This window comes from Neobacillus sp. YIM B06451, assembly GCF_032667185.1.
Lineage (GTDB): Bacteria > Bacillota > Bacilli > Bacillales > Cytobacillaceae > Bacillus_D.
In genome coordinates, this window is sequence record NZ_JAVFKJ010000003.1 from 163,847 (window position 1) to 181,665 (window position 17,819).

20 protein-coding genes are annotated in these 17,819 nt (G+C 45.4%); 19 read left to right on the forward strand and 1 reads right to left on the reverse strand.

What is annotated here, in order from left to right; genetic code table 11:
• The first annotated feature begins 94 nt into the window (after nucleotides 1-94).
• From cmk to rpsA, 3 genes are all read left to right on the forward strand, one after another.
• Nucleotides 95-775 (forward strand): (d)CMP kinase, encoded by a 681-nt coding sequence (gene cmk, locus RB160_RS08300; protein ID WP_316569775.1) that lies wholly within the window; start codon nucleotides 95-97, stop codon nucleotides 773-775.
• Entirely contained in the window at nucleotides 772-1,365 is a 594-nt protein-coding gene (locus RB160_RS08305) for a lysophospholipid acyltransferase family protein (RefSeq protein WP_316569776.1), read from the forward strand. The genes cmk and RB160_RS08305 overlap by 4 nt, the downstream gene beginning before the upstream one ends.
• Before the next feature lie 152 nt (nucleotides 1,366-1,517).
• Nucleotides 1,518-2,657, forward strand: a complete 1,140-nt coding sequence (rpsA, locus tag RB160_RS08310) for a 30S ribosomal protein S1 (RefSeq protein ID WP_316569777.1) — start codon at nucleotides 1,518-1,520, stop codon at nucleotides 2,655-2,657.
• Nucleotides 2,658-2,713: 56 nt separating this feature from the next.
• Here the strand turns inward: rpsA and RB160_RS08315 are convergent, their stop codons facing one another.
• Nucleotides 2,714-2,854, reverse strand: a complete 141-nt coding sequence (locus tag RB160_RS08315; RefSeq protein WP_316569778.1) for a YpzI family protein — start codon at nucleotides 2,852-2,854, stop codon at nucleotides 2,714-2,716.
• Nucleotides 2,855-2,957: 103 nt separating this feature from the next.
• Here RB160_RS08315 and RB160_RS08320 point away from each other — a divergent pair, with 103 nt between their 5' ends.
• The 16 genes from RB160_RS08320 (at nucleotide 2,958) to hisC (ending at nucleotide 17,812) form a co-directional block, all read left to right on the forward strand.
• The gene (locus RB160_RS08320) at nucleotides 2,958-3,569 is read left to right on the forward strand and encodes a YphA family membrane protein (protein WP_316569779.1); all 612 of its coding nucleotides are present in this window, start codon (nucleotides 2,958-2,960) and stop codon (nucleotides 3,567-3,569) included.
• 193 nt (nucleotides 3,570-3,762) lie between these two features.
• Complete coding sequence (der, locus tag RB160_RS08325) at nucleotides 3,763-5,073, forward strand: ribosome biogenesis GTPase Der (protein WP_316569780.1); 1,311 nt, start codon at nucleotides 3,763-3,765, stop codon at nucleotides 5,071-5,073.
• Between the two features lie 19 nt (nucleotides 5,074-5,092).
• Nucleotides 5,093-6,136, forward strand: a complete 1,044-nt coding sequence (locus RB160_RS08330) for an NAD(P)H-dependent glycerol-3-phosphate dehydrogenase (protein ID WP_316569781.1) — start codon at nucleotides 5,093-5,095, stop codon at nucleotides 6,134-6,136.
• Nucleotides 6,137-6,351: 215 nt separating this feature from the next.
• Complete coding sequence (locus RB160_RS08335) at nucleotides 6,352-6,555, forward strand: DUF2768 domain-containing protein (RefSeq protein WP_316569782.1); 204 nt, start codon at nucleotides 6,352-6,354, stop codon at nucleotides 6,553-6,555.
• A 5-nt stretch (nucleotides 6,556-6,560) separates the two neighbouring features.
• Nucleotides 6,561-7,292 carry a hypothetical protein gene (locus RB160_RS08340; RefSeq protein ID WP_316569783.1) on the forward strand — a complete coding sequence of 244 codons (732 nt, stop codon included), beginning with the start codon at nucleotides 6,561-6,563 and terminating at the stop codon, nucleotides 7,290-7,292.
• 267 nt (nucleotides 7,293-7,559) lie between these two features.
• Entirely contained in the window at nucleotides 7,560-9,038 is a 1,479-nt protein-coding gene (gene spoIVA, locus RB160_RS08345; protein ID WP_053366965.1) for a stage IV sporulation protein A, read from the forward strand.
• Nucleotides 9,039-9,511: 473 nt separating this feature from the next.
• Entirely contained in the window at nucleotides 9,512-9,784 is a 273-nt protein-coding gene (locus RB160_RS08350; protein ID WP_316569784.1) for an HU family DNA-binding protein, read from the forward strand.
• Between the two features lie 254 nt (nucleotides 9,785-10,038).
• Complete coding sequence (gene folE / locus RB160_RS08355; RefSeq protein WP_316569785.1) at nucleotides 10,039-10,605, forward strand: GTP cyclohydrolase I FolE; 567 nt, start codon at nucleotides 10,039-10,041, stop codon at nucleotides 10,603-10,605.
• A 31-nt stretch (nucleotides 10,606-10,636) separates the two neighbouring features.
• Nucleotides 10,637-10,873, forward strand: coding sequence for a trp RNA-binding attenuation protein MtrB (mtrB, locus tag RB160_RS08360; protein WP_316569786.1), 237 nt, complete (start codon nucleotides 10,637-10,639; stop codon nucleotides 10,871-10,873).
• A gap of 227 nt (nucleotides 10,874-11,100) precedes the next feature.
• The gene (locus RB160_RS08365; protein ID WP_316570043.1) at nucleotides 11,101-11,886 is read left to right on the forward strand and encodes a heptaprenyl diphosphate synthase component 1; all 786 of its coding nucleotides are present in this window, start codon (nucleotides 11,101-11,103) and stop codon (nucleotides 11,884-11,886) included.
• A gap of 5 nt (nucleotides 11,887-11,891) precedes the next feature.
• Nucleotides 11,892-12,599 (forward strand): demethylmenaquinone methyltransferase, encoded by a 708-nt coding sequence (locus tag RB160_RS08370; RefSeq protein ID WP_316569787.1) that lies wholly within the window; start codon nucleotides 11,892-11,894, stop codon nucleotides 12,597-12,599.
• A gap of 37 nt (nucleotides 12,600-12,636) precedes the next feature.
• The gene (hepT, locus tag RB160_RS08375; protein ID WP_316569788.1) at nucleotides 12,637-13,599 is read left to right on the forward strand and encodes a heptaprenyl diphosphate synthase component II; all 963 of its coding nucleotides are present in this window, start codon (nucleotides 12,637-12,639) and stop codon (nucleotides 13,597-13,599) included.
• A gap of 121 nt (nucleotides 13,600-13,720) precedes the next feature.
• The gene (ndk, locus tag RB160_RS08380; RefSeq protein ID WP_316569789.1) at nucleotides 13,721-14,167 is read left to right on the forward strand and encodes a nucleoside-diphosphate kinase; all 447 of its coding nucleotides are present in this window, start codon (nucleotides 13,721-13,723) and stop codon (nucleotides 14,165-14,167) included.
• A gap of 180 nt (nucleotides 14,168-14,347) precedes the next feature.
• Nucleotides 14,348-15,517 carry a chorismate synthase gene (gene aroC, locus RB160_RS08385; protein WP_316569790.1) on the forward strand — a complete coding sequence of 390 codons (1,170 nt, stop codon included), beginning with the start codon at nucleotides 14,348-14,350 and terminating at the stop codon, nucleotides 15,515-15,517.
• Nucleotides 15,517-16,602 carry a 3-dehydroquinate synthase gene (gene aroB / locus RB160_RS08390; protein WP_316569791.1) on the forward strand — a complete coding sequence of 362 codons (1,086 nt, stop codon included), beginning with the start codon at nucleotides 15,517-15,519 and terminating at the stop codon, nucleotides 16,600-16,602. Before aroC ends, aroB begins: the two co-directional genes overlap by 1 nt.
• Nucleotides 16,603-16,708: 106 nt before the next feature.
• Nucleotides 16,709-17,812 (forward strand): histidinol-phosphate transaminase, encoded by a 1,104-nt coding sequence (gene hisC / locus RB160_RS08395; RefSeq protein ID WP_316569792.1) that lies wholly within the window; start codon nucleotides 16,709-16,711, stop codon nucleotides 17,810-17,812.
• Nucleotides 17,813-17,819: the final 7 nt, after the last annotated feature.

Below are 17,819 nucleotides of genomic sequence, written 5' to 3' on the forward strand. Positions count from 1 at the left end.
TCATTCATTATATGGTAGAATGGATTATTGAAGGCAAAAAAGGAAAACCGGGAATCGTGCACAAATGAGCTTCAGAACGGTAACAGGAGGAAACATGGATAAGAAAATTTCAATAGCGATTGACGGGCCTGCCGCTGCAGGAAAAAGTACAGTAGCGAAAATTGTTGCGGAAAAGCTCACTTATATTTATATCGACACTGGCGCTATGTACAGGGCACTTACATATAAAGCACTGAAACAGGGGGCTGATCTCGAGAAGGAAGATATCCTGCTTGGCATCCTATTGAATAGCGATATAGAACTTCTCCCATCGGATAGTGGACAACTCGTTCTTCTGGATGGAAAAGATGTTACGAGCGAAATCCGATATTCCGATGTAACCAACTCGGTTTCCATCGTAGCAATGCACCGCAAAGTTAGGGAAGAAATGGTCAGCAGGCAGCAAAAATTGGCTTCATTTGGAGGCGTCGTCATGGATGGCCGCGATATCGGTACCCATGTCCTCCCTGATGCAGAGGTTAAAGTTTTCCTGCTCGCAAGTGTGGAAGAAAGGGCTATTCGCCGCCATACTGAAAATGTTCAGAAAGGGATCGATTCCGACCTTGAAACTCTGAAAAAAGAAATTGCCAGGAGGGACAAGCTTGACTCCGAAAGGGAGGTCGCTCCTCTAGTTAAGGCTAAAGATGCGGTTGAAATCGATACGACATCCCTTTCAATTAGTGATGTTGTAGAAAGAATAATGGCGCTAGTGGAAGAGAGAGTGGGAAAAAGATGACTTTTTATTCATTTGCCAGATTCGTCGCAAACACTGCGTTAAAACCAATTTATAGGTATGAAGTGCAAGGACTCGAACACTTCCCAAAAGAAGGCGGAGTGCTGCTTTGCTCCAATCATATCAATAACCTTGATCCACCCGTTGTAGGCATCACCGCTCCACGGCCGGTCCATTTCATGGCCAAGGAAGAACTCTTTTCAGTACCAGTCCTGAAGGATATTATCAAAGCCTGCAACGCGTTTCCCGTCAAGCGGGGAATGAGCGACCGTGAGGCTCTTAGGAAGGGTCTTGGAGTTTTAAAAGCCGGAGAGGTTTTAGGATTGTTTCCTGAGGGAACAAGAAGCAGGACGGGAGAATTGGGCCAGGGTTTGGCAGGCGCGGGCTTTTTTGCGTTAAGGTCAAACGCCCATGTCGTACCATGTGCGATCATTGGTCCGTACAAAGCATTCAAAAGGCTTAAGGTTATATACGGAAAACCAATCGACATGGAACGGTTACGGGGAGAAAAAGCGTCCCCGGAAGCTGCGACTGAATTGATCATGGCGGAAATACGCAAACTTATTGAGGAACACAAAGGGGTTTCCGCTTGACAAAAAAGACCTTTTGTAAGAAGTTATTACAAAGGAATATTTTTTTGAATATTCTTGGAATCGCAGCCATTAAGATGGGCGCCGCATGCATGTGCAGCATGCGCCGCATCTATATATTTCAAAGGGCAGCCAATGGTTAAGGAGGAGTACATATGTCGGAAGATTTGAATCACATTGAAGTCGGGAATTTTGAAGTTGGAGACAGGGTGACTGGGCAAGTAACCAAAGTGGAAGAAAAACAGGTACTTGTCGATATTCAAAACAGCAAACTAGATGGAATCATTCCAATTAGCGAATTGTCGAGCATTCATATTGAGAAAGCTTCAGATGCAGTGGCGGAAGGGGATTCCCTTGAACTTGAAGTTATGAAGGTAGAGGAAGAAGCCCTGATCCTATCCAAACGCAAGGTTGACGCCGAAAAGGCATGGGATGTCCTTGAGCAAAAATTCCAGAGCGGGGAAGTCTTCGACGCTGAAGTAAAGGATGTAGTCAAGGGCGGGCTGGTTGTTGATCTCGGAGTACGCGGCTTTGTTCCTGCTTCACTGGTAGAAGCTTATTTTGTCGAGGATTTTTCAGATTATAAAGGAAAAGAACTATCCTTTAAAATAGTGGAGCTTGATAAGGAAAAGAACAGGCTGATCCTCTCGCACAGGGCGGTTGTCGAGGAAGAGAAAGGCAAAAAGAAACAGGATCTTCTTGAAACCATCCAGCCTGGGCAGGTAATCGAAGGAACAGTCCAAAGAATTACCGACTTTGGGGCATTTGTCGATATCGGCGGAATTGACGGCCTTGTTCATATTTCCCAGCTGTCCCATGAGCATGTTGAAAAACCTGGGGACGTTGTCCAGGAAGGCCAGAAGGTCCAGGTGAAGGTTCTGAATGTAGACCGTGATAATGAACGAATTTCCCTTTCCATCAAGGAAACACTCCCTGGGCCATGGGCTGATCTTTCTGAAAAGGCGGCAAAGGGCAGTGTGTTGACTGGAACCGTCCGAAGGCTTGTATCTTATGGCGCTTTCGTTGAAGTATTCCCTGGTGTGGAAGGGCTTGTCCACATTTCGCAAATCGCCCACAAGCATATCGGTACGCCACATGAGGTTCTGAAAGAAGGCCAGGAAGTCCAGGTCAAGGTGCTTGATGTGAACGAAAAAGAGCAGCGACTATCCCTAAGCATCAAGGATTTATTGGAACGGGATGCGGAAGAAAACATGGATTATGAACTTCCTGAGGAATCAAAAGGTTTCCAATTGGGAGAACTGCTTGGCGATAAACTGAAGGATTTAAAAAAATAAGTTTTAAAAAAGCTTCCGCGAAGATGCGGAAGCTTTTTCTTTGCAACTTTTCTTTATTATTTCTTTCCGTCATTCAGCTTCCTGGCTTCTTCCGGAGTCTGAAGTCCGGTAGCACCAGGGTAATGAAGCGACTGGTCGCGGTCGGATTGAACCCTTCCGCTTTCCCGCAGCTTTTTTTCCTGCCTATCTTTACCCATCACCTATCACCTCCACTATGTAAATTATTTGTTAGACAAAGAATATTAATCCTGGTATGAAAATGCATGCCCTTTACCATAATGGTAAAGATAGGAGGTAGGCATGATGGAGGGTTATTTATATTATTTGGCGGCCTGGCTGTCGTGGGTTTATTTAGTGTTCTTGGCTGGTAGCCGTCTACGGTCCATGAAGGGTTTGCAGGCAGCGATCTTGCTTTCGATCATTGCATCGCCGATTCACTTCCAAGCGGGGGATTCCAGGGTCTTTTTGGGGGGGATAAGCATTTTCCTCTACTCACTTATCCATATAGTGAGGGAAAACGGGAAAGAAAAGGCATATTTTATTGTTTGTTCTTTTACCATGTCCCTTTTATATTGTTCAATAAGCTTTTTTGAACTGTTCGATCCGGTTGTATTTATTATAAAAAAGGAATGGTTCCTTGCATCCGTTCTTGCTTTGCTTGTGCCAATCCTCTACGGGCCGCTTAAATGGAGGCTGCTCGTAGCCGTAATTGGGATGGTTCAAGGAGAAATATTATACGCTCTCGTCCTTCAGAAAAACTCTTTGCCATTTGAGGCGGGGGGATTCGCTTTTTTGGATACAATGTCGCTTGTGGCCGCTGTTACGGTTAGTTGGAGCGTGATTGAAAGATGTTCTGCATGGCTCGGATCATCGCTTAAACCAATTGAAAAAGGAAGAAAATCTTCCCGATGAATGAGGTTATCGGTTCCAAGTTCCCTATATTGGCCAGGGATGTTTTCATTGCGCTATTGCCTTATCATTGATACTATAATTAAGTTAAGCCCTTCCACATGCCAGAAGGGTTTATTTAATAGGAATAAACATACCTGGCACCAACATCAAAGGTGTACTGCCAATTTAAAATGTAAAGTTAAGGGTGAGTTGAATGGTAAAACCAACAGTTGCGATTGTCGGACGCCCAAACGTTGGCAAATCAACGATATTCAATAGGATTGTCGGAGAACGGATTTCAATTGTAGAAGACATTCCTGGAGTTACACGGGACAGAATTTACAGCTCGGCCGAATGGCTGACACATGACTTTAATATTATTGATACAGGGGGAATCGACATTGGTGATGAACCGTTCATTGAGCAAATCAGGCAGCAGGCCGAAATTGCCATTGAAGAAGCGGACGTCATCATATTTTTGGTAAATGGCCGTGAGGGGGTTACCGCGGCCGATGAAGAAGTGGCGAAAATCCTCTATAAAACTAAAAAGCCTGTTGTCTTGGCAGTAAATAAAATTGATAATCCCGAAATGCGGGCGGATATATACGATTTTTACACTCTTGGTTTCGGTGAGCCGTTCCCCATTTCAGGCGCACACGGGCTTGGGCTTGGAGACCTGCTTGATGAGGCCGCGAAGCATTTTCCGAAATCCGAAAATGATGAGTATCCGGAAGACGCCATTAAATTCAGCCTCATTGGGAGGCCGAATGTAGGAAAGTCATCCCTGGTAAACGCGCTTCTTGGTGAAGAACGGGTAATAGTCAGCGACATCGCAGGCACAACACGCGATGCGATTGATTCAGTGTATGTGCATGAAGGCCAGGAATACGTTATTATCGATACCGCCGGGATGAGGAAAAAAGGGAAAGTGTATGAGAGCACTGAAAAATATAGTGTTCTCCGGGCGTTAAGGGCTATTGAACGTTCGGATGTCGTCCTAGTCGTGTTGAACGCTGAAGAGGGAATCATCGAACAGGATAAAAAAATCGCCGGATACGCCCACGAAGCCGGAAGGGCAGTTGTCATAGTCGTAAATAAATGGGACGCAATCGAAAAAGACGAGAAGACGATGAAGGAATTTGAAGAAAAAATTCGGGAACATTTCCAATTCCTTGATTACGCGCCCATTGTGTTCCTTTCGGCCAAGACAAAAAAGCGGGTCCAAACGCTTCTCCCTGTCATCAATATGGTGAGTGAAAATCATGCGATGCGTGTACAGACAACAATCCTGAATGATATCATCATGGATGCTGTGGCGATGAATCCTACTCCAACTGATAAAGGCCGAAGGCTGAAGATTTATTATGCTACCCAGGTGGCCGTCAAGCCCCCTGCGTTTGTTGTGTTTGTAAATGATCCGGAAATGATGCATTTTTCATATGAGCGGTTCCTGGAGAACAGGATACGGGATGCATTTGGCTTTGAGGGGACCCCAATCAGGATATATGCCAGGGAAAGAAAATAAATAAAAGGTAGTGATCTGAATGGAAATTGCAGTCATGGGAGCGGGCAGCTGGGGAACAGCCCTTGCCCTTGTCCTTGCAGATAATTCCCACAAAGTGAAGCTTTGGAGCCATAATCCGCAGCAGGTTCAGGAAATTAATACGATTCGTTCCAATAAACGATACTTGCCGGGGATAACAATTCCCGAAACCATTCATGCCACCGCATCGATTGAAGAGGCTCTCGAAGGTGTGGATACAGTTATCCTTGCCGTACCTACAAAAGCGATTAGAGAGGTATCAGGGAAAATTCGGGAAACAGGGAAACAGCCTCTTACACTTGTCCATGTCAGCAAAGGCATCGAGCCTGATTCTTTGCTTCGCATATCGGAAATGATTAAGGAGGAAATTCCTCCTGAACTTCTTGCCGCCATCGTTGTCCTTTCAGGTCCTAGCCATGCGGAGGAAGTGAGCCTGCGGCACCCTACCACCGTGACCGTATCCTCGGAAAATATGGTTGAGGCAGAAAGGATACAGGACCTTTTCATTAATCAAAACTTCAGGGTATACACCAATCCCGATATTATCGGGGTGGAAATCGGGGGCGCATTGAAAAACATTATCGCCCTTGCGGCAGGCATTACGGATGGCCTTGGTTTTGGGGATAATGCGAAAGCAGCCTTGATGACAAGAGGGCTGGCAGAAATCGCAAGGCTTGGAGTGAGGATGGGAGCAAATCCATTAACTTTTTCCGGGCTTGCGGGCATTGGAGATTTAATTGTAACGTGTACAAGCGTCCATTCAAGGAACTGGAGGGCGGGAAACCTCCTTGGGAAAGGACAGACACTTGAGGAAGTCCTTGATAATATGGGAATGGTCGTCGAGGGCGTCCGTACAACGAAGGCCGCCTACCAGCTTGCCGCAAAATATGAGGTGAAAATGCCCATTACAGAGACTTTGCATAAAGTTTTATTCGAAGGCCTTCCCGCGAAAGAAGGCGCTGAATTGTTGATGGCACGGGGAAAAACGCATGAGATGGAAGATTTGACGAATATCCTGAACGAACATGGAAGCGAATCGATTTAATTCCGAAACGTGGGCGATTGGTGATGCATTTGCTTTTTTTACAGCATACAATGCAACGAATCAAACTGGTAGTGTGAGCGTGTTTGGGTATTTTAGTCACTTTCTTTGAGCAAGGAATCGCCCCCTTGCTCTTTTCTTTTTGCCTGCGGGCCCGTTCCCTTTCACCCAGTTCCGGGCTATGATATAATTACTCTCGTTAAAAGGGGGGATGTGTTTTGTCACCGGCATTAATGAAAATGTGGGTTTCTCTTGCCGCAATGGGGTTCATGTTTATTTCGATTATCACAATCTATTTAAGCAGATATAAATTAAAAGGCGGCGTTCTTCGCTTCGTTTCGGCCCTATTTGCGTATGCGTTAATGATTTTATCAGGTATTATCATATTCCTCGTAGTGGTTAGCGGACCTACTGGAGAATAGCGATTATGATTAAAGAGGGTTGGTCAAAGATGAAAATTGCCAGACTGGCTTTGCCGGCTTTAATGATCCTGCTCCTGGGTGGCTGCATGTATCCGAGCGATGAGCTTGCCAAGAACCAAATTCCTTATAAAGAACAACTTGAATCGGTCCAGGCTGCTGTTGAAAGCTTCCAAAAGGATAACGGCGGGATTCTGCCTATAAAAACAAAGGAAGCCGATACGCCGATTTATGAAAAGTATCTTATTGATTTTTCAAAAATCTCACCGCGCTATATTCAGGAACCGCCAGGGAATGCGTTTGAGAACGGCGGAATTTTCCAATATGTCCTGATCGATGTTGAAACGAAACCGACAGTAAAGCTTCTGGATTTGCGGATAGCCGACCAAATCCGGGAAATTAAGATGAGAATCAGTGCAAACCGCTATCCGCCATTCAAGGAAGCGCTCGCTAAACATGTGTATTCCCTTGATTTTAAAAAGTTGGGGTATAAAACCCCTCCTTACGTGGTGAGCCCGTTCACGCAGAATAATCTCTCGTTCGTCATTGGCCCTGAGGGCGAAATTTATGTTGACTATAGCAGTGACCTTTACAAGTTCCTGCAAAATTCTTCCCGCGATTACAAGCCTGGCGATGACATTCGTTCCGTCCTTACCGATGATTCGATGTTTGTTCCAGCCTACTCGCTTCCCTATACAATCGATGCCGAAAACGGGGAGCCTGTTTTCATGGAAAGCTAGTAAAATAGCAAAATTTCTAATTCCCGTGATTAACAGTCATAACCCTTTTCCTGTTAAATATATTTACAGGAGAAGGGTTTTTTTGTGGTTCCCATTTGCATTAATTTGCAGTGTCGCTGATAAAAACAGGGAAATTCGAGGAGGTAAAAAAATAAAAATACTAAACTAAAGCATAAAACAATAGGACAACATCATAAACATATACTGTCCAACAATACCTAAATGGATACGATTATCCCACTTATTCTAGGATCGGGAGGGGATCTCTTGGAAAGGGTAGATATTTTTAAAGATATTGCCGAGCGTACTGGCGGCGATATTTATCTCGGAGTTGTCGGGGCTGTAAGGACCGGCAAATCCACTTTTATTAAAAAGTTTATGGAACTGGTTGTCCTGCCCAATATGAGCAACGAGGCGGACAAGGCAAGGACAATGGATGAACTTCCGCAAAGCGCGGCCGGAAAAACAATCATGACCACTGAGCCGAAATTTGTCCCTAATCAGGCTGCAGCAGTGTACGTGGATGAGGGACTTGAAGTTAACATCCGGCTGGTTGACTGTGTTGGCTATACAGTCCCGGGAGCCAAGGGGTATGAGGATGAAAATGGGCCGCGGATGATTACAACCCCCTGGTATGAAGAGCCGATTCCCTTCCATGAAGCCGCTGAGATCGGTACGAGGAAGGTTATCCAGGAACACTCCACAATAGGCGTGGTTATTACCACAGATGGGACAATCGGGGAAATCCCGCGGACATCCTACCTTGATGCGGAGGAAAGGGTCATTAATGAGTTGAAGGAAGTAGGCAAGCCTTTCATCATGGTTGTGAACAGCGCCCAGCCGCATCATCCGAATACTGAAGCGCTTCGGTCCAGCCTTGCGGAGAAATACGATATACCCGTCATCGCGATGAGCGTGGAGGGAATGCGCGAGTCTGATGTACTGAATGTCCTAAGAGAAGCGCTTTATGAATTCCCGGTACTTGAGGTGAATGTGAACCTTCCAAGCTGGGTTATGGTTTTGAGGGAGAATCACTGGCTGCGCGAAAGTTATCAGGAAGCGGTCAGGGATACAGTGAAAGACATAAAGAGGCTGAGGGATGTCGACAGGGTTGTACACCAATTCAGCGACTTTGATTTTATCGAAAGGGCGGGGCTAGCGGGAATTGAGATGGGCCAGGGAGTCGCAGAAATCGACCTGTATGCGCCGGACGAACTGTATGATGAAATCCTGAAGGAAATCGTCGGCGTCGAAATCCGCGGCAAGGACCATCTTCTTGAGCTAATGCAGGATTTCGCTCATGCCAAGGCGGAGTATGACCATATTTCGGATGCGCTCAGAATGGTAAAGCAGACCGGGTATGGAATCGCCTCCCCAACTCTTTCGGACATGAGCCTTGAAGAACCCGAAATCATTCGTCAGGGCGCGCGCTTCGGCGTAAGGCTTAAAGCTGTTGCCCCTTCCATCCATATGATCAAGGTCGATGTGGAATCTGAATTCGCACCGATTATCGGGACGGAAAAACAAAGCGAAGAGCTTGTACGTTATCTGATGCAGGACTTTGAAGATGACCCGCTTTCCATTTGGAACTCCGATATTTTTGGCAGGAGCCTCAGTTCAATTGTAAGGGAAGGGATTCATGCAAAAATATCCCTTATGCCAGATAATGCAAGATATAAATTAAAAGAAACGCTAGAGAGGATCATAAACGAGGGATCCGGGGGATTGATTGCCATTATTCTGTAGTACTGGCAAACGGAAAATTCCAGGTTATCCTCCCGCCTTTATAAAAAATTGTAACGTGATAGGAGCGGCCCAATTAGGCCTCTCTTTTTTTTGATTTTTTGAAAGCATTATGTTTTAATAACAGTTCAAAAGGGAATATTCCAAGAAAATCGGACATAATTCGACATTTTTCAGCCCCAGTTATTTAAAAAGTGAAAAGATTTCCATTATTAACAGGAATATTCTTGATTAGGACATGTGATTGTGATAATCTTTTAACAGAATTAGCTTACAAAGCACAAAGCCTTTATTTCATTGGGTTTTCATTTAGTTTTTTTTATCAAAACAATTGAAATCCCACAAGGCTTGCTATATGATTAGCCTTGTCAATTAAAATACGCTTTCGCGTATAGAATTGATGAAATTTGTTTAGAAATGTAGATAAGTAATAGTATCTACTCACTGGGCAAATTATTTGGGAGGAGGTGAATGGCATGAACAAGACAGAACTTATCAATGCAGTAGCAGAGGCTAGCGAACTTTCAAGGAAGGATGCTACCAAAGCGGTTGATGCTGTTTTTGATTCCATTTTGGAAGCTCTTAAAAAAGGCGACAAAGTTTCTTTGATCGGATTCGGAAACTTCGAAGTTCGCGAACGCTCCGCTCGTAAGGGCCGCAACCCGCAAACTGGCGATGAAATCGAAATCGCTGCAAGCAAGGTACCGGCATTCAAACCGGGCAAACAACTCAAAGACGCTGTGAAATAATTACATAGAATCTGTGCTTTGGGCGCAAAAAGCCATGGAGGAATCCATGGCTTTTTCTTCTTTATATTCATGCATAGCTTTAATGGTTCAAAGCCTGGGTATATGTCCCGCAAAGCCCTGTTTGCCAAGTACGAAAAGCTGGCCCATGCGATGATAACGGCAGAATATCGCAAAAAGCATATCCTTTTGCCTGCAATAAAATGGTTATGCTAATATGGAGTAGACTTGCAAGATAACAGTAGGGGGTTAAGCAAATGGCAACCGTAAATAAAGCCCAGATAGAGGAGGCGGTCCGTTCCATCCTGGAAGCAATCGGGGAGGATCCAAACCGCGAAGGGCTATTGGATACACCAAAACGTGTAGCAAAAATGTATGAAGAGGTTTTTAGCGGGATGAACCAGAATCCCGGTGAATATTTTGAGACGATTTTCGGGGAGGACCACGAAGAGCTGGTGCTGGTAAAGGATATTCCCTTTTACTCAATGTGTGAGCATCATCTTGTCCCCTTTTTTGGAAAGGCGCATGTTGCCTACTTGCCGAGAAATGGAAGAGTTACCGGACTGAGCAAATTGGCTAGGGCAGTCGAGGCTGTTGCGAAGCGGCCTCAGCTCCAGGAGAGAATTACTTCCGAAATAGCTAACAGTATAATGGATAAGCTTCAACCGCACGGTGTAATGGTAGTCGTTGAAGCGGAGCATATGTGCATGACGATGCGCGGGGTTAAAAAACCGGGATCAAAAACAGTAACATCTGCCGTCCGCGGAATTTTTGTTGAAAATGCAATTGCGAGGTCAGAAGTTTTATCCTTTATTAATAACTGATCAGTGAACCTGCTCGTCGGAGGTGATGGAAATGGAAAAACGGGAACAGCAAACAGGGGACTTCATTGTCATAAAGGCGATTGAGGACGGCGTTAGCGTCATCGGCTTGACGAGGGGAACGGACACAAGGTTCCACCATTCGGAAAAACTGGACAAAGGTGAAGTCATGATTGCCCAATTTACGGAACACACATCGGCAATAAAGATCAGGGGCAAAGCGGCCATCCTAACAAGTGTAGGGGAAGTGGAAAGCGGACCCGGGAAATAATCTCCACCCAGAACGGCTCCATTAGGCCGTTCTCTTGTTTTTTGTGGCTTTGCCCAAGGAGACTCCTATTATTTTAGGAAACTTCCCCATTGAAAAAAGATTTGTGATATAATGATGTCTGCTATGTTTAGGACGAGAGGAGGATCTTTTCCGGTTGGATATAAATCTTCCCGCTCAAAAGTGCTGGCGCAGCTTAGGCATACCCCGGGGTGATTAATGTGCAGGAAATGAACAGCAAAATTGCAGAGATAAAGGGCAAGATTGAAAAAAAAGTCCTTCATCCCTATCTGCTAAAATACATACAAGTTCCAATTATAGATTCCGACAAGCTTTTGTTGCTTGTTTCGGCGATGGAAGGGCTGGACTTGACCGATCGCGAAAGGGAAAACTATGCCCTTACAGCCACGCTTGTACAAATCGCCCTGGACATTCACGAGCACGTAACGAATTCACAGTCCCTTGCAGGCACGAAGGAACGGCAGTTGACCGTCCTTGCGGGAGATTATTATAGTGGGCTCTATTATAAGCATTTGGCTGAATCGGATGATATCCTGATGATTCGTTCCCTTTCAAGAGGGATTAAAAAAGTAAATGAGCATAAAACCCTGCTTTACCAAAAAGAATTTAAGTCGGTCGGACTGCTTCTCGATAGCATTAAAAGCATTGAGGCATCCGTCCTCGCAAAATTTTCTGGCTTTTTCGGCAGGGATGCCTGGATTCCTTTTATGGAAAGCTTTCTTCTTATGAAAAGGCTTCTTAAGGAAAGAAATGATTTTTTGCGTGACGGGATCTCACCTTTCTTTGATGCTCTGGAAGCAGTCGTTGAAACAGTGGATTTACATGGCGGAAACCGAAATTCAGGTAACCTTGTCGAACTGCTTGACCATGAACTCGTTTCCTTGAGGATTGAACTGAAGGAAAGGATGAACGCCGTGAAAAACATCAATGAAGCAGTAAGAAGCAGGGCGGAAGAATTGCTTGGTGAAATTAAAATATTCGTGGAAGAAGGTTAAGGAGCATGGAACGTTCCAAAGAAGAACGGGTACATTCGGTCTTTGAAAGCATCTATGACAATTATGACAAAATGAATTCCGTGATCAGCTTCAAGCAGCATATTGCCTGGCGGAAGGACACAATGAAAAGAATGAATGTCCGCCCCGGCTCAAAAGCCCTTGACCTTTGCTGCGGAACGGCTGACTGGACGATTGCCCTGGCCGAATCTGTTGGGAAGGATGGAGAAGTTATCGGCCTGGATTTCAGCAAGAATATGCTCAAGATTGGCCAGCAAAAAATTGACTCCCTTAATCTCACCCAGGCTACCCTTGTACACGGAAATGCAATGGAGCTGCCATTTCCCGATAATGCCTTCGATTATGTAACGATTGGCTTTGGGCTCAGGAATGTTCCCGATTATATGCAGGTACTAAAAGAAATGCACAGGGTTGTTAAGCCGGGTGGCCTCGCAGTCTGCCTGGAAACTTCACAGCCGACGATGCCCGTGTACAGGCAGCTGTATTTCTTCTATTTCAAGTACATCATGCCGTTATTCGGGAAAATGTTCGCGAAAAGCTATAATGAATACTCCTGGCTCCAGGAATCCGCCCGTGATTTCCCGGGAGCGAAGGAGCTTGCCAGTATGTTCGAGAAGGCGGGCTTCCATAAGGTTTCGTATAAACCGTACAGCGGTGGCGCGGCTGCCGTACATTTAGGGCAAAAAAATAGATAAAAGAAGTTTTAACTAAAAAAGCAGGGTGAATGCCTTTATGAAATTAAAAATGATGACTTCATTTTTAAATTCCGATCTTACCTTAATCGAGAATACACTAGAAGAAACAATTCAGGCGGAATCCTTGCTGTTGCGGAAGGCTTCTTTGCATACCCTCCAGGCGGGCGGAAAACGGATCCGTCCTGTTTTTGTTTTGCTTGCTGCAAAATTCGGAAACTATGATATCCAGGCCATAAAGAACGTCGCGGTTTCACTCGAATTGATACACATGGCATCACTGGTCCATGATGATGTAATCGATGACGCTGAACTACGGAGAGGAAAGCCAACGATTAAATCCAAGTGGGGCAATCGGATCGCGATGTATACCGGTGATTATATTTTGGCCCTTTCCCTCGAATTAATGACTTCAATCGATAAACCAAAGGCCCATAAAATCCTCGCAAATACGATTGTCGAGGTTTGTGTGGGCGAGATCCAGCAAATCAGGGATAAATACAGGTTCGACCAAACAATGAGGGATTATTTCAGGAGAATCAAACGAAAGACGGCCCTCCTTATTGCTGTTAGCTGCCAGCTAGGGGCGATAGCCGCCGATGCGAGCGAGGAAATCAGCAGAAAGCTATACTTGTTCGGCTACTATGTGGGGATGTCCTATCAAATAATCGATGATATACTTGACTTTACCTCAACGGAAAAAGAACTTGGAAAGCCTGCGGGAAGCGACCTCCTTCAAGGGAATATTACCGCGCCTGTCCTTTATGCAATGGCCGATCCGATTGTAAAGGAAAAGATTGTAAAAATTAACGAACATACAAGCAGGGAAAGCCTCGATGAAGCAATCGTAGTGATTAAAAAATCGGGTGCGATTGAAAAGTCATTTGAATTAAGTGACCGCTATTTGGAAAAGGCGCTAGCTATCCTTGACGAGCTGCCCCAGAACCGGGCGAAAAAAACCTTGAAGGACATCACCAATTTTATTGGGAAAAGAAAATTTTGATTCGTACGAAAAATGAAGCTCGCCGCCTCTACATTCTTGCGTAATTTACTAAACAATGTTAACATTTTCGTGGAATGCCTATATAGGAAATTTCGATACATATTTTTTAGGAGTGGAAACAATGGAAAAAACGTTTTTAATGGTTAAACCGGACGGAGTACAGAGAGCTGTTGTTGGCGAAATCGTCGCCCGTTTTGAAAAGAAGGGCTTCCAGCTCGTTGGGGCTAAATTAATGAACATTCCCCGCGAATTGGCTGAGGAACATTATGGGGAGCATAAAGAACGCCCGTTTTTCGGCGAATTGGTTGACTTTATTACTTCCGGCCCGGTTTTCGCCATGGTATGGCAAGGTGAAAACGTTATTGCGACAGCCCGCCAAATGATGGGTGCCACAAATCCAAAGGATGCGGCTCCTGGAACGATCCGGGGAGATTTCGCCCTAACCGTTGGCAAGAACATCATCCATGGCTCGGACTCTCCTGCAAGCGCAGAACGTGAAATCGGCATCTTCTTCAAACAGGAAGAGCTTGTTGAATACACAAAATTAATGAATGACTGGGTATATTAATCCCAAAGGGCACTTGTCAAGACGAGTGCCCTTTTTGTATACGTTTTCTTGGAATTAGATTCCAGTTGAATGGCTAATTAAAAGTCGGAATCAGAGCATGGGAGAAAAACTACCTCGTGACAAAATGATCAATGACTTGTAACATAGCTTTAATCAAATTCTAGAAGGGGAAATCAAAACATGAGATATCTTACCGCAGGGGAATCACACGGCCCCCAGTTGACTGTAATCATCGAAGGCGTACCAGCAGGATTGCCGATACAAGCTGAACAAATTAATGAGAATCTAGCCCGCAGACAAAAAGGGTATGGCAGAGGCCGTCGGATGCAAATTGAAAAAGATGTAGTGGAAATTGTGGGGGGAGTCCGCCATGGAATGACTTTGGGTTCTCCCATCGCTCTTGTGATAAAAAATGATGACTGGAAGCACTGGACCCATATAATGGGGCCTGAAGCAATTGATGAAGAGGCGGAGGCGGAAGTAAAAAGAAGAATATCACGGCCGCGCCCCGGCCATGCCGATTTGAATGGAGCAATAAAATACGGCCACCGTGATATGAGAAACGTCCTTGAACGTTCATCTGCCAGGGAAACAGCCGCACGCGTAGCGGCTGGCGCGGTTGCGAGTGTACTGCTACAACAGGCTGGCATAGAAATTGTCTCGTATGTAACCGAAATCGGCGGCGTAAAAGCGAGGGTTCCGGAACTGTCCATGGCTGAAATGAAAGAAAAAAGCGAAGCTTCTCCAGTTCGCTGCCTTGATCCGGGCGCGGAGCAGAAGATGATGGAAGCGATTGACAATGCGAAAGAAAATGGCGATTCAATTGGCGGAATAGTTGAAGTGACAGCAACCGGGATGCCAATCGGAGTCGGGAGCTATGTCCATTATGACAGGAAGCTGGATTCACGGATAGCCGGCGCGATTGTAAGCATTAACGCTTTTAAAGGGGTAGAATTCGGGATTGGCTTTAAAGCTGCCGAAATACCAGGCTCACAAGTACATGATGAAATTATATGGGATGAAGAAACCGGCTATACCAGGAGAACGAATCGCCTTGGAGGCTTTGAAGGCGGGATGACCAATGGAATGCCGATTATTGTCAGGGGTGTCATGAAACCAATTCCGACTTTGTACAAACCGCTCCAAAGTGTGGATATTGAAACAAAAGAACCGTTTTCCGCAAGCATTGAGCGTTCCGACAGCTGTGCCGTCCCTGCAGCCGCGGTGGTGGCCGAAAGCGTTGTTGCTTGGGAAATCGCTCGTGCCCTCGTTGAACAATTTAATTCGGACCGGCTTGATGTCTTTCTTGAGGAAATCCAGAACCACCGGGATCGTGCGAGGTCATTTTGATGAAGACACTGGAAATCAGTGCAGGATTAAATAAGTATCCGGTTTTCATTGGTGAAATGGCAGTTTTGATGTTGGGGAACTATCTGGAAAAGCAGGCGGGAAGTTTCACGAAATTGCTTATCATTACAGACGAAAACGTTGCAAGAATCCATCTGCCAAATGTTTTGGACCAATTAAAAGCCTATCATCCCTCGGTGTTTACTGCACCCAGCGGGGAACAGGCAAAAACAATCGAGACGTATTACGAGGCTATGACATGTGCCCTGGAAGAAGGGCTGGACAGGAAATCGATTATTATCGCCCTTGGTGGTGGAGCAATCGGGGACTTGGCAGGTTTTGTCGCCGCGACTTTTATGAGAGGCATCCGGTTCATCCAAATTCCGACGACTGTTCTGGCGCATGACAGTTCAGTGGGAGGAAAAACAGGGATCAACCATAAGCTGGGTAAAAACATGATTGGCGCTTTTCATCAGCCTGATGCCGTGTTCTATGATTTGTCTTTTTTAAAAAGCCTTCCTCCTAATGAAGTCCGTTCAGGATTTGCCGAAGTTGTAAAGCATGGACTGATTGGGGATTCAGCACTTTACGAATGGCTAAAAACCACCATTCAAGACCTTGGAAGCATCACTACCCATCAATATGAAACGATGTTGGCGAACGGGATCCATGTAAAAGCTTCGATCGTTAACAAGGATGTTAAGGAAAACGGCATCCGTGCCTATCTCAACTTTGGGCATACATTGGGCCACGCGATTGAAGCGGAATTGGGTTATGGGAACATTACCCACGGGGAAGCGGTCATGATTGGCATGCTATTCGCACTGGAAGCAAGCAGGTCAGAGGCAGGGCTCGCCTTTGACGTGGAGGGATTCCGTGCCTGGATTGAAAAGCTAGGCTATCTGGCCTCCCTTCCACCTGGGCTTACTCGGGAAGGTTTGATTAAAAGGATGAAGCAGGATAAAAAGGCCGTTGGCGGTTCAGTAAAGTTTGTTCTTCTCAAGGAATTAGGCAACCCATCCTTGAAAGAATTAAGCGATTCACGGATTGAATCATTGTTGGATAATTTCTTCAGTTCAAAAAAATAAAAAAACACTGACTTCCCGATTTGCCTGTGTTAGAATGGAAAGAAAAACTCGCACTAACTTTAAAGCGTTAAAGCAGCGAGGTAAAAACAACAACGAGGTGTTTGAAATGCGCTGGAAGAAGCAATTATTAAACCTGACTCCATATCAGCCAGGCAAATCCATTGATTCTGTAAAAAAACAATACGGTTTAGAAACAATCGTCAAATTGGCTTCAAATGAAAATCCGTTTGGCTGTTCGGCCAAAGCAGTGGAGCGTATTCAAAGCTTCAGTGAAAGCCTTGCCCTTTATCCGGACGGGCATGCGGGAGATTTGAGGGAAGCACTTTCTGCTATGCTCGGGATTTCCCCCGACAGGCTCATTTTCGGGAATGGATCGGATGAGCTGATTCGTATTATTTCTAGAGCCTTGTTATATCCGGGAGCAAATACGGTCATGGCATCGCCAACCTTTCCCCAATACCGGCATAATGCGGTGCTAGAAGGCGCTAAAGTAAGGGAGGTTCCTCTTGTTGATGGACAGCATGATTTGCCAAAGATGCTGGACGCAGTCGATGAACATACAAATGTAATATGGATTTGCAGCCCAAATAACCCTACTGGTACCTATATTCCGAATGAAGACCTGGATTCGTTCCTGCAACAGGTACCTGAAGACATATTGGTAGTCATTGATGAGGCGTATTATGAATATGTCACAGCAACGGATTTCCATGATTCAATCTCGCTAACTGAAAAGTTTCCGAATGTTATAGCCTTGCGAACTTTTTCAAAAATTTACGGACTTGCAAGCCTGAGGGTTGGATATGGCATTGCAAATCCGTCGATTATCAAGGTTCTCGAGCCTGCAAGGGAGCCGTTCAATACCAACACCCTTGGACAGGAGGCGGCAAAGGCGGCGCTCTCAGACCAGGATTTTGTTGGGCGGTGCAAAGAGATTAATCGGAATGGCCTTGAAATGTTCTACAAGTTTTGTGAAAAGCATGGCCTTCCATACTACCCGTCCCAGGGAAATTTTATCCTGATTAATTTCCGCATGGATGCAAACCGTGTTTTCCAATCTTTACTTGAACGCGGCTTCATCGTACGCTCCGGAGCCTTGCTTGGCTTCCCGGAAAGCGTGAGGATAACAGTAGGCTCACAAAGCCAGGTAGACGCGTTGTTAAAGGAAGTTGAAGCATTCCTTGAAAAAGAATCCAGGGCGATAGTGTAAGGGAGTG

What these genes read in the sequence shown, in the direction of transcription:
- cmk (WP_316569775.1), top strand. Translation starts at nt 95, where the DNA reads ATGGATAAGAAAATTTCAATAGCGATTGACGGGCCTGCCGCTGCAGGA.
- RB160_RS08305 (WP_316569776.1), top strand. Translation starts at nt 772, where the DNA reads ATGACTTTTTATTCATTTGCCAGATTCGTCGCAAACACTGCGTTAAAA.
- rpsA (WP_316569777.1), top strand. Translation starts at nt 1,518, where the DNA reads ATGTCGGAAGATTTGAATCACATTGAAGTCGGGAATTTTGAAGTTGGA.
- RB160_RS08315 (WP_316569778.1), bottom strand. Translation starts at nt 2,854, where the DNA reads ATGGGTAAAGATAGGCAGGAAAAAAAGCTGCGGGAAAGCGGAAGGGTT.
- RB160_RS08320 (WP_316569779.1), top strand. Translation starts at nt 2,958, where the DNA reads ATGATGGAGGGTTATTTATATTATTTGGCGGCCTGGCTGTCGTGGGTT.
- der (WP_316569780.1), top strand. Translation starts at nt 3,763, where the DNA reads ATGGTAAAACCAACAGTTGCGATTGTCGGACGCCCAAACGTTGGCAAA.
- RB160_RS08330 (WP_316569781.1), top strand. Translation starts at nt 5,093, where the DNA reads ATGGAAATTGCAGTCATGGGAGCGGGCAGCTGGGGAACAGCCCTTGCC.
- RB160_RS08340 (WP_316569783.1), top strand. Translation starts at nt 6,561, where the DNA reads ATGATTAAAGAGGGTTGGTCAAAGATGAAAATTGCCAGACTGGCTTTG.
- RB160_RS08350 (WP_316569784.1), top strand. Translation starts at nt 9,512, where the DNA reads ATGAACAAGACAGAACTTATCAATGCAGTAGCAGAGGCTAGCGAACTT.
- folE (WP_316569785.1), top strand. Translation starts at nt 10,039, where the DNA reads ATGGCAACCGTAAATAAAGCCCAGATAGAGGAGGCGGTCCGTTCCATC.
- mtrB (WP_316569786.1), top strand. Translation starts at nt 10,637, where the DNA reads ATGGAAAAACGGGAACAGCAAACAGGGGACTTCATTGTCATAAAGGCG.
- RB160_RS08365 (WP_316570043.1), top strand. Translation starts at nt 11,101, where the DNA reads ATGAACAGCAAAATTGCAGAGATAAAGGGCAAGATTGAAAAAAAAGTC.
- RB160_RS08370 (WP_316569787.1), top strand. Translation starts at nt 11,892, where the DNA reads ATGGAACGTTCCAAAGAAGAACGGGTACATTCGGTCTTTGAAAGCATC.
- hepT (WP_316569788.1), top strand. Translation starts at nt 12,637, where the DNA reads ATGAAATTAAAAATGATGACTTCATTTTTAAATTCCGATCTTACCTTA.
- ndk (WP_316569789.1), top strand. Translation starts at nt 13,721, where the DNA reads ATGGAAAAAACGTTTTTAATGGTTAAACCGGACGGAGTACAGAGAGCT.
- aroC (WP_316569790.1), top strand. Translation starts at nt 14,348, where the DNA reads ATGAGATATCTTACCGCAGGGGAATCACACGGCCCCCAGTTGACTGTA.
- aroB (WP_316569791.1), top strand. Translation starts at nt 15,517, where the DNA reads ATGAAGACACTGGAAATCAGTGCAGGATTAAATAAGTATCCGGTTTTC.
- hisC (WP_316569792.1), top strand. Translation starts at nt 16,709, where the DNA reads ATGCGCTGGAAGAAGCAATTATTAAACCTGACTCCATATCAGCCAGGC.